At 67.5% G+C, this 17,582-nt stretch carries 15 protein-coding genes; 6 read left to right on the top strand and 9 right to left on the bottom strand.

The genetic code is table 11. The features are described 5' to 3' along the window. Positions 1 to 30: 30 nt before the first annotated feature. The 5 genes from ACZ3HV_RS22765 to ACZ3HV_RS22745 all read right to left on the bottom strand — a co-directional run bounded on the left by ACZ3HV_RS22765 (position 31) and on the right by ACZ3HV_RS22745 (position 5,250). Positions 31 to 2,433, bottom strand: a complete 2,403-nt coding sequence (locus ACZ3HV_RS22765) for a penicillin-binding protein (RefSeq protein ID WP_465686982.1) — start codon at positions 2,431 to 2,433, stop codon at positions 31 to 33. A 111-nt stretch (positions 2,434 to 2,544) separates the two neighbouring features. Beyond that, positions 2,545 to 2,730 carry an Lrp/AsnC ligand binding domain-containing protein gene (locus ACZ3HV_RS22760; protein WP_465686981.1) on the bottom strand — a complete coding sequence of 62 codons (186 nt, stop codon included), beginning with the start codon at positions 2,728 to 2,730 and terminating at the stop codon, positions 2,545 to 2,547. A gap of 74 nt (positions 2,731 to 2,804) precedes the next feature. After that, entirely contained in the window at positions 2,805 to 3,773 is a 969-nt protein-coding gene (locus ACZ3HV_RS22755) for an aldo/keto reductase (protein WP_465686980.1), read from the bottom strand. A 15-nt stretch (positions 3,774 to 3,788) separates the two neighbouring features. Then, complete coding sequence (locus ACZ3HV_RS22750; RefSeq protein WP_465686979.1) at positions 3,789 to 4,166, bottom strand: DUF2255 family protein; 378 nt, start codon at positions 4,164 to 4,166, stop codon at positions 3,789 to 3,791. A 46-nt stretch (positions 4,167 to 4,212) separates the two neighbouring features. Continuing rightward, positions 4,213 to 5,250, bottom strand: coding sequence for a zinc-dependent alcohol dehydrogenase family protein (locus ACZ3HV_RS22745; protein ID WP_465686978.1), 1,038 nt, complete (start codon positions 5,248 to 5,250; stop codon positions 4,213 to 4,215). Between the two features lie 101 nt (positions 5,251 to 5,351). Between ACZ3HV_RS22745 and ACZ3HV_RS22740 the strand changes: the two genes are divergently transcribed. Together ACZ3HV_RS22740 and ACZ3HV_RS22735 are read left to right on the top strand one after the other, a co-directional pair. Next, positions 5,352 to 6,227, top strand: a complete 876-nt coding sequence (locus ACZ3HV_RS22740) for a helix-turn-helix domain-containing protein (RefSeq protein WP_465686977.1) — start codon at positions 5,352 to 5,354, stop codon at positions 6,225 to 6,227. A 2-nt stretch (positions 6,228 to 6,229) separates the two neighbouring features. After that, on the top strand, positions 6,230 to 6,649 hold the full coding sequence (locus ACZ3HV_RS22735) for a (R)-mandelonitrile lyase (protein WP_465686976.1): 420 nt from the start codon (positions 6,230 to 6,232) through the stop codon (positions 6,647 to 6,649). Here ACZ3HV_RS22735 and ACZ3HV_RS22730 read toward each other — a convergent pair. Continuing rightward, entirely contained in the window at positions 6,600 to 8,873 is a 2,274-nt protein-coding gene (locus ACZ3HV_RS22730) for a HelD family protein (protein ID WP_465686975.1), read from the bottom strand. The two genes, ACZ3HV_RS22735 and ACZ3HV_RS22730, sit on opposite strands and share 50 nt — an antisense overlap. Positions 8,874 to 9,100: 227 nt before the next feature. On the opposite strand from ACZ3HV_RS22730, the gene ACZ3HV_RS22725 reads away from it, so the two are divergent. Genes ACZ3HV_RS22725 through ACZ3HV_RS22715 form a run of 3 tightly spaced genes read left to right on the top strand, consistent with a single transcriptional unit; the run spans position 9,101 to position 11,732 of the window. Further along, a complete protein-coding gene (locus ACZ3HV_RS22725; RefSeq protein WP_465686974.1) occupies positions 9,101 to 10,462 on the top strand; it encodes a ferredoxin reductase family protein in 1,362 nt (453 codons plus the stop codon). A gap of 5 nt (positions 10,463 to 10,467) precedes the next feature. After that, positions 10,468 to 10,971 carry an FMN-binding protein gene (locus tag ACZ3HV_RS22720; protein ID WP_465686973.1) on the top strand — a complete coding sequence of 168 codons (504 nt, stop codon included), beginning with the start codon at positions 10,468 to 10,470 and terminating at the stop codon, positions 10,969 to 10,971. Continuing rightward, complete coding sequence (locus ACZ3HV_RS22715; protein WP_465686972.1) at positions 10,968 to 11,732, top strand: FAD:protein FMN transferase; 765 nt, start codon at positions 10,968 to 10,970, stop codon at positions 11,730 to 11,732. The genes ACZ3HV_RS22720 and ACZ3HV_RS22715 overlap by 4 nt, the downstream gene beginning before the upstream one ends. On the opposite strand, the gene ACZ3HV_RS22710 is transcribed toward ACZ3HV_RS22715, so the two are convergent. Genes ACZ3HV_RS22710 through ACZ3HV_RS22700 form a run of 3 tightly spaced genes read right to left on the bottom strand, consistent with a single transcriptional unit; the run spans position 11,729 to position 14,946 of the window. Further along, complete coding sequence (locus ACZ3HV_RS22710; protein ID WP_465686971.1) at positions 11,729 to 12,616, bottom strand: carbohydrate ABC transporter permease; 888 nt, start codon at positions 12,614 to 12,616, stop codon at positions 11,729 to 11,731. The two genes, ACZ3HV_RS22715 and ACZ3HV_RS22710, sit on opposite strands and share 4 nt — an antisense overlap. 1 nt (position 12,617) lies before the next feature. After that, the gene (locus ACZ3HV_RS22705; RefSeq protein ID WP_465686970.1) at positions 12,618 to 13,559 is read right to left on the bottom strand and encodes a carbohydrate ABC transporter permease; all 942 of its coding nucleotides are present in this window, start codon (positions 13,557 to 13,559) and stop codon (positions 12,618 to 12,620) included. 40 nt (positions 13,560 to 13,599) lie between these two features. Further along, the gene (locus ACZ3HV_RS22700) at positions 13,600 to 14,946 is read right to left on the bottom strand and encodes an extracellular solute-binding protein (protein WP_465686969.1); all 1,347 of its coding nucleotides are present in this window, start codon (positions 14,944 to 14,946) and stop codon (positions 13,600 to 13,602) included. Positions 14,947 to 15,214: 268 nt separating this feature from the next. On the opposite strand from ACZ3HV_RS22700, the gene ACZ3HV_RS22695 reads away from it, so the two are divergent. Then, positions 15,215 to 17,578, top strand: a complete 2,364-nt coding sequence (locus tag ACZ3HV_RS22695) for a glycoside hydrolase family 3 N-terminal domain-containing protein (RefSeq protein WP_465686968.1) — start codon at positions 15,215 to 15,217, stop codon at positions 17,576 to 17,578. Positions 17,579 to 17,582: the final 4 nt, after the last annotated feature.

The following is a 17,582-nucleotide window of genomic DNA, read 5'->3' as shown; positions in this document are numbered from 1 at the left end:
ACCCGAGGGTGCGAAGAAAGAGGGACTGGTTCAGCGTCGGCCGCACTTCGGCCACCTCGGGTCCGTCGGCGCGCAGGGCGGCCAGCCGGGCGGAGGTTTGATCGTGGGCGGGATACCGGGCGGGGTGATCGGCGGGGTCGGCGGGGTCGGGATCGCCTTGCTGCCGTTGGACAGGACCAGGGTCACCGTCGCACCCGCGGGCGCGCCGTCCTCCTGCCGTGGAGTCGTGGAGGCGACCGTACCGGCGGGTGCGTCGGAGTCGACCGGGGTCGGGGAGATCGCGGCCTGGAAGCCCATCGACAGCAGCTTGGCCGTGGCGTCCACCGGGGTCATGCCCTTCAGGTACGGCAGGTCCTTCACGTCGCCGCGGATCGTCTTGTCGTCCGGCTGGACGAACTTGCTGGTCGGCAGGCCGTGCAGCGCGAGCTGCATCGCGGTCTCCCACACGGGTCCCGCGGTCCCGGAGCCGGACGCGTCGCGCATCTTCTTGCCGTTCAGCGTCTGGCCGATCAGGTCGGTGTACTTCGGATCGGCGTCGGCCACCACCGACGCGGCGGCCAGCTTGGACGAGTACCCGGCGAACCAGACCGCGTGGTTGTTCTGGATCGTTCCGGTCTTGCCGGCCAGGTCGCTCTTGCCGAACTTCAGCTTGCCGCCGGTACCGCCCGGCTCCATCACGTTGTGCAGCACGTAGTTGACGCCGTCGGCAACCGTCGGCGAGAGCACCTGGTGGCAGTTCGGGCCGGTGGTGGGAATCGCCTTGCCCTTGTTCGACGTGATCGCGGTGACGATCACCGGCCGGCAGTACGTCCCGCGCGCCGCGAACGTCGCGTACGCGTTGGAGAGCATCAGCGGCGTGATGTTGCCGACGGATCCGAGCGTGAACGAGACCACCTGGTCCAGCGGCTTCATCGTCTGGGCGTCGTACATGCCGAGCTTCGAGGCGATGGTCGCGATCGGGCACAGGCCGATCTGCTCGGACAGCTGCAGGAAGTAGGTGTTGGTCGAGGCCCTGGCCGCGTCGAGCATGGACGGGTCGGCGATCGTCTTGGTCGAGTTCTTCGGGTTGTAGTCGGGGTCCGACGTGACGCCGGTGCACGTGCTGAACTTCTTGCCGCTCAGGTTCAGCGGGCTCGGCGAGTTGATCCGGTACGTCATCGGCACGCCCTTGCCGATCGCGGCGGCGATCGTGAACGCCTTCATCGTGGAGCCGTTCTGGAACCCGCCGTACCCGCCGGGGTAGGACTTCTCGACGTTGTAGTTGTACGACGTCTGGCCCTTCTTGCTGCCGTAGCCCCGGCTCTGCGCCATCGCCTTCACCAGCCCGGTGCCGGGCTCGACCATGGTGATCGCGGCGACCGCCTGGTCGCCGGCCTTGGAGTGCTTCGCGATCGAGGTCTCGGCCGCCTTCTGGATCCGCGGGTCGAGCGAGGTGTGGATCTGCAGGCCCGCGGTCTCGATGTAGTTCTCCCGCTCCTCGTCGGACTTGCCGAAGGCGGCGTTGTCCTTGAGTTGCGCGACGACGTAGTCGCAGTAGAAGGGGTACCTGGAGTTCGCACAGCCGTTCGGCACGTTGCGCACCGTGGCCGGGTTGATCACCGGTGTCTTGATTGCATCTCTGGCCCGCTTGGCCGAGATGATGGAGAGCTCCTGCATCCGGCGCAGGACCACGTCGCGGCGCTCCTTGGCGCGCTTCGGGTTGTCGGTCGGGTCGTAGCCGGTCGGGTTCTTCACCAGGCCGGCCAGCATCGCGGCCTGCGACAGCGTGAGCTTCGCCGCGTGGACCCCGAAATAGTGCATGGCCGCGGCCTCGACGCCGTACGCGCGGTCGCCGAAGAAGGCCAGGTTCAGGTACCGGTTGAGGATCTCGTCCTTGGAGTACTGCTTCTCGACCGCGATGGCGTAGCGTAGCTCGGCGATCTTGCGCTCGTACGTCTCGGCGGTGGCCGCCTTGACCTCCTCCGGGGTGCGCGCCTTCGCGATCAGGCTCAGCTTCACGTACTGCTGGGTGATGCTGGACCCGCCTTGCTGGACCCCACCGTTGCCCTGGTTGCGAAGCAGCGCGCGCAGGGTGCCCTTGGCGTCCAGCGCACCATGCTCGAAGAACCGGTCGTCCTCGATCGCGACGATCGCCTTGAGCATGATCGGGTTGATCTGCTTCAGCGTCACCGGTACCCGGTTCTCCTGGTACAGCGTGGCGATCACCGAGCCGTCCGCGGCGAAGATGGTGCTCTTCTGTGCCAGCGGCGCCGTTTGCAGGTCCTGGGGCAGGTACTGCACGGTCTCGTGAGCCTTCTCCGACGTCACCCCGGCGAGGCCGGCCAAGGGGAGGGCCAGACCGGCGACGAGGGCTCCCGCGACGGCACTCACCACGAGGAACACGAACACCGACTGAACGACGTTGGGCCGTCGAGCCCGTTCGCCTTTGTGCATGGTTGGGCAGATTACGGCAGGACAAGGGTTTCCGGGACCCTTTTCGTTACAGACTTTACACATCTACCCTGCGATCTCACCAAGTGTGACGACGCGCTCACTCCTGGCCGATCATCCCGCTTTGATCACCTTCATCGTGAACGTGGACACGACCCGCTGCACCCGCGGGATCGGCAGCACGTGCGCACTGAGAAAGCCCCCGTACGCCGCGAGGTCGGCGACAGCGACGCGGACAAAGTAGTCGGGTGTGCCGAACAACCGCCGCAGCTCGCCGTCGCCGTCACCGCAGCCGCGCACCTGCTCTTCGGACGCCGCATGATTCTCAGCGTCGGCATCGGTGCAGCGTCCTACGTCGTACTGGTGAACGTCTTCTAGTACCCGGTGGGCGGCCGCGGCGTGTACACCGACTCGAGCGTGGCGAGCTCGTCCGGGGTGAGGGTGACGTCGAGCGCGGCGACCGCGTCGGCGAGGTGGTGTGGTTTGGTCGGGCCGACAATCGGTGCGGCGACGACCGGGTTGTGCAGGACCCAGGCGAGTGCGACCTGTGCCATCGGGATAGCGCGCGCCTCGGCGACCGCCTGGACGGCGTCGGCGATGGGCTCGTCGTTGGCGGCGGTGAAGCGCCGTCCCATCGGATCGGTATCGGCGCGGTGCGTCTGCGTACCCCACGGCCGGGCCAGGCGGCCCTTCGCCAGCGGGCTCCACGGGATGCTGCCGACGCCCTGGTCGGCGAGCAGGCCGAACATCTCCCGCTCCTCCTCGCGCTGCATCAGGCTGTACTGGTTCTGCATCGAGACGAACCGCGTCCAGCCGTGCAGCTCGGCGGCGTGCTGCAGCTTCGCGAACTGCCACGCCCACATCGACGACGCGCCGAGGTAGCGGACCTTGCCGGCCTTGACGACGTCGTGCAGGGCCTCCATCGTCTCCTCGACCGGTACGGCGGGGTCGAAGCGGTGGATCTGGTAAAGGTCGACGTACTCGGTCCCGAGCCGGGTCAGCGAGGCGTCGATCTGCTCCATGATCGCCTTCCGCGACAGCCCGGACCCACCGGGCCCGTCGTGCATCGGGAAGTGCACCTTGGTCGCGAGGACGACGTCCTCACGCCGGCTGTACTTCGTGATCGCGCGACCGACGATCTCCTCGGAACTGCCGTAGCTGTAGACGTTGGCGGTATCCCAGAACGTGATCCCGAGCTCCACAGCCTGCCGGAAGATCGGCTCGGCCGCGGCGTCGTCGAGAGCCCACTCGCTGAACCCCCGCGACGTGTCACCGAAGCTCATGCACCCCACGGCGATCCGGCTGACCTTCAGGCCGGAGTTCCCGAGACGTGTGTATTCCATCAGCTGTTCCTTCAATCAATCGCGGGGGAGGAGGCGGAAGGTTACCGGTGCGACGGCAGGCCCGACCACGGCGCCTACCGGACCGGGGCCGTAGCGGTCGTACTTGGCGTGGTACGCGGCGTCGATGCTGGAGTGGACGCCCGCGGTGGCCTCGGCGAACGTGACGTCGCGTTCGACACCACCGGCCTGGATGCGGCCGACACCGCTGGCCTTCGCCCGCCGGTACCAGGGCGTACCGGCGCTGGTCATGGACCGGATGTAGATGTCGTCGCCAACCCGAACCATCCAGATCGTCACATACGGCCGAAGTGTCCCGTCCTCCCGAACCGAACTGACCCGCAGCTCATCCGCACCGCCGATCCGCTTGAGCTCGTCAGCTGTCCAGCTAGTCATAAACCCTCCTCAGGCGTCATCGGAAAGAGCCTAATCCGGTTCGGCGTCACGGGCGGATCAGGACCTTCAGGGCTTTGCGGTTGTCCATTGCGCGGTAGCCGTCGGGGGTCTCGGTGAGGTTGATGGTTCGGTCGAAGACCTTGCCTGGGTTGACTTTGCCTTCGAGTACGCCGGGTAGCAGCGGCTCGATGTAGGCGCGGGCCGGGGCCGGACCGCCGGTCAGGGTGATGTTCGGTCCGAACAGGCTCGGGAAGCCCACCGGCGCGTCGTTGTACTGCGGTACGCCGACCCGGCTGATCACACCACCGGCGCGGACGACACCGATCGCCTGCTCGTACGCGGGCATGTGGCCGACGGCTTCCAGGACGACGTGCGTACCGTCGCCGCCGGTGAGGTCACGGACCTTGGCGATTCCTTCCTCGCCGCGCTCGGCCACCACGTCGGTCGCGCCGAACTCGATGCCGAGATCGGTACGGACCTTGTGCCGGCCCATCAGGATGATGCGCTCGGCCCCTAGTTGCTTGGCAGAGAGAACGGCCATCAGGCCGACCGCGCCGTCGCCGATCACGGTGACCGTCGTGCGCTGGGTGACACCGCCCTTGATCGCGGCGTGGTAGCCCGTGCCGTAGACATCTGAGAGCGTCAGCAGGGACGGCAGCAGCGCGGAGTCCTCGCCGACCGGGGCCTTGACCAGTGTGCCGTCGGCCAGGGGGACCCGGACTGCCTCGGCCTGGCAGCCGCCGACGCCGTTCGCGTTCCAGAAGCCGCCGTGCCGGCAGGAGGTCTGCAGGCCCTCGCGGCAGAAGTCGCACGTCCCGTCGGACCAGGCGAACGGCGCGATGACGAAGTCGCCCTTGTGCAGCGTGCTCACCTCGCTGCCGACGTCCTCGATCACACCGATGAACTCGTGGCCCATCGTCGTACCCTCAGGCGTTCGGGGCTTGTTGTGGTATGGGTGCAGGTCACTGCCGCAGATGCAGGAGTTGACCACCCGCACCACGGCATCCGTCGGTTGCTGGATCACCGGATCCGGTACGTCGATGACGCGCACATCTCCGGCGCCGTACATATAAGTCGCTCGCATGGTTCCAGTGAAGGTGACCGAGCGTGGGCGCGGGAGTCACTGTCGTTCCAGGTAACAGCAGTGCCTCCCTCCTTCCGGCGACTGTCCGTAGTGTTGAGGGCATGGACCACCGAGCCGAGATCAAGGAGTTCCTCAGCTCCCGGCGTGCCCGCCTCACACCCGAGCAAGCGGGCCTGCCCGTGTACGGCGGCAACCGACGGGTGAAGGGGCTGCGCCGCGAAGAGGTGGCGCTGCTGGCCGGTGTCTCGGTGGACTACTACGTCCGGATGGAGCGGGGGCATCTGGCCGGTGCGTCGGAGAGCGTGCTGGAGGCGCTCAGCCGAGCGCTCCAACTGGACGAGGCCGAGCGTGACCACCTGTTCGCGCTCGCCCGGGAGTCCGACGCCACACCGGTACGGCGACGCCCGGCGACCAAGGGTGTCCGCCCAGCCCTGCAACAGATCCTGGACGCGGTCACCGACGCGCCGGCGTGGATCCGGAACGCTCACTTCGACATCCTCGCGGCGAACCGGATGTCCCGCGCGCTGTACTCGGCGCTGTTCGCGGATCCGCGGCGGCCGGCGAACACGGCGCGATTCACCTTCCTGGATCCGGCCTCGCGCGAGTTCTTCGTGGACTGGGACCGAGCGGCCGACGACATCGCGGCGGTCCTGCGGTCCCAGGCCGGCAAGAACCCGCACGACAAGGCGCTCACCGAGTTGATCGGTGAACTGTCGACCCGCAGTGAGATCTTCCGGACCCGGTGGGCGGCACACAACGTCCGCTTCCACCGCACCGGCGTGAAGAAGCTGCACCACCCGGTGGTCGGCGACCTCGAGGTCAACTTCGAGGCGATGGAGTTCCCGTCCGACCCCGGCCTGGCCCTGGTCGTCTACACCGCTCCGGCCGGTTCGCCGACCGCGGACGCGTTCAAGCTGCTGGCCAGCTGGGCGGCCACCCAGGACCAGCCCGACATCGTTGCTCAAGACAAGGAATAGCTGTGCAGATCCTCCCCAAGACCCCCACGGCCAAAGGTCCGGCCGAGTGGTTCACCGGTGACGTGTGGTTCGACGTCATCATCCGCGGCGAGGCCCCGTCCCGGGTCCGCGTCAACACCGTCCGCTTCGCGCCCTGCGCCCGTACGGCGTGGCACCGGCACACGAACGGCCAGACGTTGCACGTCACCGACGGCGTCGGCCTGATCCAGTCCCGCGGCAGCGAGGTCACCGTGATCCGCCCCGGCGACGTGATCTACACGCCGCCGGGGGAGTGGCACTGGCACGGCGGTGCTCCGGACAACTTCATGGTCCACACCGCCATCTGGGAAGGCACCGGCTCCGACGAGCCGGAGACCGAGTGGGGCGACCACGTCACGGACGCGGAGTACGCCGCAGGACCTCCGGAAGGTCGCCGGGGCTGAGGATGCCGAGGCGTTTGGTGGCGCGGGAGACGGCGACGTAGAGGTCGGAGAGGCCTCGGTCGGATTCGGTGACGATGCCGGCCGGGTCCGCGATCAGGACGGCGTCGAACTCGAGGCCCTTGGACTGGAGTACGTCGAGCAGGGCCACGTCCGCGTCGAGCACGGACGGGTCGTGGCTGTGGGCAACATCAGGCAGTACGCCGGCCAACTCGTCGTACCGGGGTGACGGGACGATGACCGCGAGCCGGCCGTCGCCGATGGCCTCGCGTTCGGACTTGATCGCGGAGATCAACGCGTCGGTGAACTCCTCGGCCGGCACGCTCCGGGTCCACGGCTCGACACCCGTCTCACGCACCGAGGTCGGCGGCTGCAGGGACGGGTCGATCGCGGCGAGGACGCCGGAGGCGACGGCCATGATCTCCGCGGGCGTGCGGTAGTTGACGGTCAGCTCGGCACTGCGCCACCGCCGCGGCGCGTACAGGTCGAGCAGGTCCGCCCACGAGCGCACGCCCGCCGCCGAACCCGTCTGGGCGATGTCGCCGACCAGCGTCATCGAACGCCGCGGGCAGCGGCGCATCAGCATCCGCCAGTCCATCTCGGACAGCTCCTGCGCCTCGTCGACGATGACGTGCCCGAAGACCCAGGTGCGGTCGGAGGCGGCCCGCTCCGCCAGGGTGACCGGGTTCTCGATCAGTTGGGTCCGACGGGCGACGAGATCGGCGAACTGCTCGATCTCCCAGGGCATCAGCTCGATCCGGTCCGCAGTCAGCTCGATGTCGACGACGTCGCGGGCATACTCGCGGTTGGACGCCTCGGCGGCGTCGGACGCGGCCGCCTGACGGTTGCGAGCAGCAACGATCGCGGCGGTGTCGCCGAGCAGCTCGGCCGCCTCGTCGAGGAGCGCGACGTCGGACCGCGTCCAGCCGGCGTCCAGCTGTCGGAGGACTGCGACCCGCTCGTCATCGGTGAGCTGCGGAGCAGCCGCCTCGAGCCGATCCGCCGACGAGAACAACACGCCGATGAGGAGCTGCGGGGTGAGCTCGGGCCAGAGCCGGTCGAGCAGCGCCTGGACCCGATCGTCCTCGGACAGTTCCTTGCGGATGTCCTCGATGTCCTCGGCACCGACGTACTGGCGCCCGATCCGGTCGACGATCTGGTTGGTCAGCGCCTTGAGGATCCGCCGGACGAAGATCGGGCGAGCGCGGTTGTGCGGTTCGTCCGAGGCCCGGGCTTGCGACTGCGCCTTGCGTACGACGCCCGGCCGCAGGACGAGCTCATGCTGGTCGACCTTCAGCGTGATCGGCGCGGCCGGGACCAGCTGGAAGCCGCGGACCGCCTGCTCCAGGACCTCGGCCATGACCAGCTCGCCCTTGATCCGGGAGGCCTTCGGCGACTCCGGTGCGGTCGCCTCGACGCCCGGGTACAGCTCGCCGATCGTGGCGAGCACCACGTCGGTCTCGCCGAGTGAGGGGAGCACCTGGTCGATGTAGCGCAGGAAGGTGCTGTTCGGCCCGACCACGAGGACGCCACTGCGCGCGAGCTGCTCGCGATACGTGTAAAGCAGGTACGCCGCCCGGTGCAGCGCGACCACGGTCTTGCCGGTGCCCGGACCGCCTTGCACGACGAGTACGCCGGGCAGCCCGGAGCGGATGATCTCGTCCTGCTCGGACTGGATCGTCGCGACGATCTCGTTCATCCGGCCGGTACGGCTCGCGCCGAGGGACGACAGCAGGGCAGCCTCGCCGATCAGTGTGCTGCGCTCGGCGTCACCGAGTGCGTCGAGATCGAGAACGTCGTCGTCCACACCAACGACCGTCCGGCCCTGCAGCCGGATGTGCCGCCGCCGTTTCACGCCCAGCGGGTCGGCCGCGGTGGCCCGGTAGAAGACCTGCGCGACCGGCGTCCGCCAGTCGATCAGGATCGGGTCGTAGTCCTCGCTGAACAGCCCGATCCGGCCGATGTGGAACCGGTCGCCGCCGGTTTCGTCGATCCGCCCGAAACACAGTCCGCGTTCGACCGATGACAGTTGGGAGAATCGCCCGGAAAACAGATCGGTCAATGATTCGCGTTCGGTCCAGCCCTGATTGGTGTCGGTTGTTTCCTCCCCTTGGACCCGTTGCAGATCCGCCCCCGCCCGTTCGCGCAGGATGTCCAGCCGGTCGTACATCGCGGTCACTTCCCCTTGCTCCGCAGCGATCTCCTGCGCCAGTAGCTGGTCCGTCACACTGCCCCCGATCGTTCTTGCATTACCCGAATTGCTCTGATATTCTGGTAACAGATGCCCCAACAGGGCGTCTTTTTTTATGCCCGGCACAAACACCCAACGGTATCTGTTAATTCGCCGCCGCGCAATCAAACGAGGGCTTCACAGCTGACTCACAGCCGGCGCGAAGGTCATCCACAGACGGTCGGCCGACACTGAGGTGGTTCCGCCACACCCCAGGAGGGCTGATGATCGACGGACGTCGGGCCCGCGCCGACGGCGCGCTGCGTGTCGGCGCGATGGCAGTGCTGTGGCTGAGTCTGCTGCTGGTCTGTTACTGGTGGGTGGCCGACGGCGGCGTCCAGGAGCTGGGTGGCTGGGCAACCGGCCTCACGGCGGTCGGCCGGCTGACCGGTCTGGTCTCAGCCGTGCTGTTGCTCGCGCAGGTCGTCCTGATGGCGCGCATGCCCTGGCTGGAGAAGGCCTTCGGGCAGGACCGGCTGGCGCGGATTCACCGGCTCACCGGCTTCACGTCGTTCAACCTGATGCTCGCGCATGTCGCCACGATCACGTGGGGGTACGCCGAGGGCGAGCTCGGCAGGACTCCCGCAACCCTGTGGGACCTGACCATGAACTACCCGGGCATGCTGCTGGCGGTCGCCGGAACTGCCTGCCTGTTCCTCAGCGTGGGAACGAGCATCCGGGCGGCCCGCCGGCGGATCCGCTACGAGTCGTGGCACCTGCTTCACCTGTATGCCTATCTCGGCGTCGGACTCGCGCTTCCACATCAGCTGTGGACAGGTCAGGAATTCCTGTCGTCGAGCGGCCGGACCGTGTTCTGGTGGACGGCCTGGGCGGTCGCGGCAGCGACGATCATCGTCTACCGGGTCGGCGTACCGATCTGGCGCAACACACGGCATCAACTCCGGGTGACAGCCGTCGTACCCGAGTCCGACCAGGTGGTGTCGCTGTACGTCGCCGGCCGACGACTCGATCGGCTTCGCGCGGAAGCAGGTCAGTTCTTCTCGTGGCGCTTCCTCGGCCGCCCCGGGTGGACCCGAGCGAACCCCTACTCGTTGTCCGCGGCACCTGATGGCCACGGTCTGCGGATCACCGTGCAGGAGACCGGTGACGGCAGCACGGCACTCCGCTCGATCCGGCCAGGTGCCCGTGTACTGGTGGAAGGCCCGTACGGGCGCCTCAGTCCGCGCGCCCGGACGCGGGGGAAGATCGCGTTGATCGGCGCGGGTGTCGGCATCACTCCACTGCGATCGCTGGCCGAGGGACTCAGCTACGCCCCGGGTGATGCCGTCCTCGTGCAGCGGTACGGCGACGAGCCCCTGTTCTCCGGTGAGCTGCACAGACTGGTGCGTGAGCGTGGCTTGTCGCTGCTCACGTTGCCCGGCCATCGTCGCAGTCCCGATTCGTGGTTCGGCCAAGGCATCGGCCCGATCGACGACCTACAGGCCCTTCTGTACTGGATTCCCGATGTCGCCGAGCGCGATGTCTACCTCTGTGGTCCGGATCGCTGGGCCGAGCTGGTGAAACACACGCTCGAGGCTGCCGGTCTGCCGGCCGGCCAACTCCATCTCGAGACCTTCAAGTGGTGACCGCCGTGAAACGTATCGTCCTCTGGTTCCTCACTACGACGTCCGTCGTCGTACTGCTCTTCGCCTACCACACCTCGACCTCCGGACCGCAGGCCACGGCGCCGCCCATCAGTGGTGGCTCGGTGAGCAGCACGCCGACGCCCAGCGCCGCGGCCGGCTCCGGGTCCGGTGACGACGGGACCGACGACGGCGAGACGCCAGCGCCGACGACGTCGCCCACGCCTTCGTCGTCCGCGACGACCACTGTCACCGGTGAGGTCGCCTCGACGCAGTGGGGCCCGGTGCAGGTCCAGCTCACCTTGCAGGGTGGGAAGATCACCGACGTCAGCGTCCTGCAGTACCCGAACGGGAACCACCGGGACGTCGAGATCAACGACTACGCCTTGCCGATCCTGATCGACGAGACCAAGCAAGCGCAGAGCGCCCAGATCGACATGGTCAGCGGCGCCACGGTCACCAGTGACGGCTACATCCGTTCCCTGCAAAGCGCTTTGGACCAGGCAAAATGACGACAGCCCGGTACGTCGAGCACGTGATGGGCATGCCGATCAGCCTGGTGTTACGCGGCCGCCACACCGACGACGAACCCGCTCGGCGGGCCTGGGCCGAAGCGCTCGAGATTCTCCGTGCGGCGGATCGTGTCTTCAGCACCTACCGCGCCGACTCCTACATCTCCCGCCTCGACCGCGGCGAACTCGGCCTCGCGGACTGTCCGCCCGAGGTTGCCGAAGTACTGGCGCTGGGCGAACGGGCCCGAGTGGAGTCCGATGGCGCGTTCGACGTACGGCGTTCCGGGCGGTTGGACCCGAGTGGGGTCGTGAAGGGTTGGGCGGTCGAACGGGCCGCACGTGCTTTCGACCAACTGCCCGACACCGACTACTGCCTGTCGGCCGGCGGCGACATGACCTGCCGCGTCGCCGACCCTGACGCGCCTTCGTGGCGGATCGGCGTCGAAGACCCACACGATCCGGACAAGCTCGCCGCGGTGGTCCCGATTCGTCAGGGCGCGATCGCCACGTCCGGCCTGAACCGCCGAGGCAACCACATCACCGATGCGCGGACCGGCAGTACGCCTACGGGACTGGCCTCGGTCACGGTCGTCCACCCAAGCCTGACGCAGGCCGACATCGACGCCACCACGGCGTTCGCGCTGGGCACCGACGCCCTCACCTGGCTCCAGAGCCGCCCCGACCGCACCGGCCTGATCGTCTTCCACGACGGCACCCGCCGGCTCTACGGCAAACAGGTCGAGCCGGCGGGTGGTGGTTAGCGGCTGAAGCCGGCGGTCAGGCCGCTGAGGAGTTGGCGGCGGCTGACGGCGTACAGGATGACGATCGGCAGTGTGGTGAGCATGACCGAGGCGAGGACGGCCGGGACGTTCACGCTGTACTGGCCCTGGAAGGTCCACAGCGCGAGCGGCAGCGTGCGCTTGTCGGGGCTCTGGGTCAGGATCAGCGGCAGCAGGAAGCCGTTCCAGACGGCGAGGCCGTTGTAGATGCTGACCGTGACGAGGGCGGGCCGGGTCAGCGGCAGCGCGAGCTTGCGCATCATGTCCCACTCGGTCGCGCCGTCGACGCGCATGGATTCGAACAGTTCCTTCGGCACGTCCCGGACGAAGTTCGTCAGCACCAGCACCGACAGCGGGATCGAGAACGCGATCGACGGCAGGATCAGGGCCAGCAGGCTGTCGTAGAGGTGCATCCGGATGATCAGCAGGTAGACCGGGATGATGGTGGCCTGCAGCGGGATCGCGAGCCCCATCAGGAACAGGCCGTTGACCCCGGCGAGCCACCGGCTGCCGGCGCCCCGGATGATCGCGTACGCCGCCATGAACGAGATCGCGACCGCCGGGATGATCACGCCGATCGTGACGATCACGCTGTTCAGGAAGTACCGCGGGAAGTCGGACTCGATCACCAGTTTGTAGTTGGTCATCGTCGGGTCCGACGGCAGCGCGAACGGGTTCTGGGTGAAGTAGGCGCTCTGGTCCTTGAAGCTCGTGACGACGATCCAGTACAGCGGGATCAGCACGATCGCCAGCCAGATCCAGCCGGCCAGACCGCCGAACCAGTTCAGTTGGAGCAGCTTGTAGGCCCGGACCGGCCCGCCACGCGCGGGCCGGGTCGCCGTACTCGTGCTGGTGGCCACTGCCATGTCATGCACCTTCCTGCTGGCTGGCGGTCGTGCTGCCGCCGAGGCGGCGCAGCAGCAGAGCCAGGGCCAGGCCGAGCAGTACGAGGATCACGGCGATCACGCTCGCCGGGCCCATCTGGTTCGACATGAATCCGGTTTTGTACATGTCGAGGGCGAGAACTTCGGTCGCATCGCCTGGTCCGCCCGCGGTGAGGACGAAGATCAGATCGAAGAAGGTCAGCGAGCCGACCACCATCAGCGTCGACGACGTGATGATCGTGTACTTGAGCTGCGGAATCGTGATGCTGAAGAACTGCCGGATCCGGCCGGCGCCGTCGATCGAGGCGGCCTCGTACATCGTGGTCGGGATCGCCCGGACCCCGCCCTGGTAGATCAGCGAGTGGAACGGGATGAACTGCCAGGAGACGATGAAGACGACCACGGCGACGGCGAGGTTGCTCTTGCCGAGCCAGTCCTGGGTCAGGAAGTCGATGTGCAGCCCCGCCCCCAGACCGAAGTTCGGGTCGAGCAGGGCCTTGTAGGTGATGGCGATCGCGGCCGAGCTGAGCAGCAGCGGGATGAAGTAGAGGACGGCCAGGAACGCGCGGTACCGCTGGCGGCCGGCCAGGAACGTGCCGAGCAGCAGGCTGATCGGAGTCTGCACCACCCACGACAGGATCATGATCTCGAACGTCACGAAGATGCTGTGCGGCAGCGACGAATCGGTGAGGATCGACCGCCAGTTGGACAGGCCCGCCGGGGTGATGTCGCCGAGGCCGTCCCAGTGGACGAAGCTGAGGACGAGTACGCCGACCAGCGGGACGACGCCGAACACGATGAACATGATCAGCGCGGGCAGCACCATCCAGGCGACCGGACCGCTCCGCCCGGCGCCGGACGAACCGACGCCGGACGAGACCTTCCGCCCGGTCTCCGGTGCAATGGGCGGAGCGGTCGCGGTCATGGTGTCTCCAGCCCTGGACTGAGGAGCGCGGACAGTACGGTCACTGGCCGATCACCGCGTTCATGCTGTCGGCGAACTGCTGCGGGGAGATCGACAGCTGGAACAGCTTGGCGATGTTGTCGAGCAGCGTCTCGGCCTGGATCGGGCTCAGCGCCTGGTCCCAGGACTGGGCGAAGTTCTTCGCGTTCGCCGAGGTGTCGTAGACGAAGTTCAGCCACTCGGAGTCGTTCTTGTCGCTGATCGAGGAGAGCTTGTCCTTGGAGCTCTTCGCGACCGCGATGTTGCCCGACTTCACCCAGGCATCGACCGACGCGTCGTCCAGGGTGTTGTTCTGCAGGAACTTCTTCGCGTTGTCCTTGTCGGCCTGGCTGGCCTTGGAGGAGAGCGACAGGTACTGACCCGGGTTGCCGACGGTGTCGCTCGGGTCGCCCTTGCCGCCGTCGTACGTCGGGAAGTTCATGTAGCCCAGGTGCCCGCCGGTCACGAAGTCGCCACCAGAGGCCTTCATGTTGCCGTAGGTCCAGGCGCCGTGCAGCATCATCGCGGCCTTGCCGGTGTAGAGCAGGGCCTGGTCGGCGTTGGAGTCGGCGGTGATCGAGGAGAAGCCCTTGATGAAGCCGTTCGCCTTGATCAGGTTCTGCATCTCCTCGAGCGCCTTCAGCGCGGACGGGTCGGACCAGCCGTTCGCCTTGCCCTCGTAGATGCTCTGGAAGACCTCGGAGCCGCCGATCCGGTCGAACAGGAACTCCAGCCACATCATGTTGGTCCAGCGCGACTGCCCGCCGAGCGAGAACGGCGCGATGCCCTTCTCGTTGAACTTGGGCACCAGGTTCATGATGTCCTGCCACGTCTTCGGGGGCTCGGCGCCGATCTTCTCGAAGGACCGCTTGTCGTAGAACAGCACGATCGGCGTCACGGTCTCGACCGGCATCGCGTAGATCTTGCCGCCCACGGTGGCCGCGCCGAAGGCGGACGGGAAGATCGAGTTCTTCAGGTCGCCGTTGTCACCGAACCACGAGGTGAGGTCCTCGACCTGGTTGGCGTCGACGTAGGCCTTCAGGCCACCGCCACCCCAACCCCAGATCAGCGTCGGCCCCTGCCCGGCGCCGATGGCGGTCTTGATCTTGGCCTTGAACGCGTCGTTCTGGAACTCGGTGGTCTTGATCTGGCTGCCCGAGTTCGCGTCGTTGAACCGCTTGACCTGCGCCTCGCGGATCGCCTGCTGCGGCTGACCGGTCAGGAACCAGTACGTCGTACCGGTTCCCGCCGCCGCGCCGGTGGTGGAACCGGGCGTGCTCTTCGGGCCGGAGCTGCCGCACGCGGCGAGACCGGCCGCCAGAGCGCCGCCACCGACCAGACCGAGGAAGGTACGCCGGGATGTCGTCATGGGATCCACTGTGATCTCCGTACTCCGTGCTGCCCCCACAGGTTGCGAAGGCACCTGTCAATATGACTTGTTTTCGAAACATAGATTTCGGAGATAGCGCTGTCAAGACTTGAACTACTGGCAGTTTGGGGTCACAGTGAGGTCACGGATTCGCCTGCTGTCACAGGCGATCGACAGCTTGGTTCAGATCTGTGACGAGCGGTCGAGATCATCGAAAATGTTTCGATACTTTGTCACCGAAACAGGATCGTGTTAAGGGAGAATTTTCTTGTCCAGCCAGCCTGAACAGCCGTGGCGCGATCCCGCCCTGCCCGCCGACAAACGTGCCGACCTGCTGCTGCAGGCGATGACGCTGGAGGAGAAGATCGCCCAGCTGGGCAGCCGGTGGGCCGGCAACGACATGGCCGACACCGAGCTGCCCGCGGACGAGACGATCAACGTCGCGCCGATGGAGGACGTCTTCGCCGCCGGCGGCTCACTGTCGCTGGAGGACGCGAGCCGCGACGGTCTCGGTCATCTGACCCGGGTCTGGGGCAGCGTCCCGCTGACGGTCGAGCAGGGAGTGGCCGAGCTGATCCGCCAGCACCAGGTGGTGCTGCGCGACTCCCGGCTCGGGGTCCCGGCTCTGGTCCACGAGGAGTGCCTGACCGGATTCACGACGTACGGCGCGACCGTCTATCCCGCGTCGATCGCGTGGGGCGCGACGTTCGATCCCGGACTGGTCGAGCGGATGGCGACCGCGATCGGGCGCGACATGGCCGCGGTCGGCGTGCACCAAGGGTTGTCGCCGGTGCTGGACGTGGTCCGCGACTACCGATGGGGTCGCGTCGAGGAGACGATCGGCGAGGATCCGTACCTGGTCGCGCTGCTGGGATCGGCGTACGTGCGGGGTCTGCAGAGTGCCGGTGTGCTGGCGACTTTGAAGCACTTCGCCGGGTATTCGGCGTCCCGGGCCGGGCGCAACCACGGACCGGTGTCTATGGGCCGGCGCGAGTTGCTCGACTTCATCCTGCCGACGTTCGAGACCGCGATCGCGACCGCCGGCGCGGGTTCGGTGATGAGTTCGTACGCCGATGTCGACGGGCTGCCCGCGAGTGCGGATCCCTGGCTGTTCGGCGACGTCCTGCGCGATGAGTGGGGCTTCGACGGCACGGTCGTGTCGGACTACTGGGCGGTGCCGTTCCTGGCGTCGATGCACCGGGTTGCCACTGACAACGCCGACGCCGGCGCCCTGGCGTTGACGACCGGCACCGATGTCGAACTGCCGGACACGATCGGCTTCGCCGGGCTGCTGGACAAGGTGAAGGCGGGGGAGGTGTCCGAGGAGGTGATCGATCGCGCGGCTCGCCGACTGCTGCTGCAGAAGGTCAAGCTCGGCCTGCTCGATCCGGACTGGACTCCCGAGGGTTCGGTGCGCTCCGGTGGAGTCGATCTTGACTCGGCGGAGAACCGGGCGATCGCTCAGGAGCTCGCGGAGAAGTCCGTCGTACTGCTCGACGCCGGCTCGGCCTTGCCCCTGCCGGCTGGTGTGAAGAAGGTCGCCGTGGTCGGGCCGTGCGCCGGCGATCCACGGACGTTGATGGGGTGTTACGCGTTCCCGAACCATGTCCTGCCGCGGTACCCGGACCGCGGGTTCGGGATCCAGGTGACCACGCCATTCGATGCCCTGAGCAACGAGTTGCCGGGCGTGGATCTCGTGCATGTGAAGGGCTGCGAGGTCGCCGGCGAGGACCGGTCCGGGTTCACGGCGGCCATCGAGGCCGCGCGCGACGCGGACCTGTGCATCGCGTACGTCGGCGACCTGTCCGGACTGTTCGGCCACGGCACCTCGGGCGAGGGTTGTGACGCCGAGGACCTGCGGCTGCCTGGTGTCCAGGGCGAGCTGCTCGACGAGCTTCTCGACACCGGCAAGCCGGTCGTCGTCGTGGTGGTCTCAGGTCGGCCCTATGCGCTCGGCGGGATCGCGGACCGGGTTGCCGGGCTGGTGCAGGCGTTCATGCCGGGCCAGGAGGGTGCGGCCGCGATTGCCGGCGTACTCAGTGGGCGGATCGTGCCGAGCGGGAAGCTGCCGGTGCAGATCCCGCGGCACGTCGGTGGGCAGCCCGGTACGTACCTGCAACCGGCACTCGGCAGTGTGGAGAGTGCGGGCATCAGCGGTCTCGAGGCCCGGCCACTGTTCCCCTTCGGCTATGGAGCGTCGTACACGAGTTTCGCGGTCGACGACCTGCGGCTGAGCTCGGCGGAGATTGGTAATGACGGTGAGTTCACTGCGACCGTGCAGGTGCGGAACACCGGCGAGCGGGCGGGCGACGAGGTCGTCCAGCTCTACCTGCACGACGTGGTGGCGCGAGTCGCGCGGCCGTTGAAGCAGCTGACCGGGTTCGCGCGGGTGTCGCTGGAGCCGGGTGCGGCGGTCGACGTGACGTTCCGTGTGCACGCCGATCGGACGGCGTACACAGGTCCCGATCTGCGGCGGATCGTCGAGCCCGGTGACTTCGAAGTGATGGTGGGCACGTCGTCGCTGGACCTGCCGTGTCGTGGTTTTGTCAGGGTCACGGGAGATGTGAGGGTAGTGGGACACGACCGCGTGCTGACCACGCCGGTCGCGATTCAGGATCCTGGAGGAGGGTGATGAG

The organism is Kribbella sp. NPDC020701 (assembly GCF_055562215.1).
The sequence above is the reverse complement of the archived record's forward strand: the minus strand, read 5'-3'. Positions and strand labels throughout refer to the sequence as shown.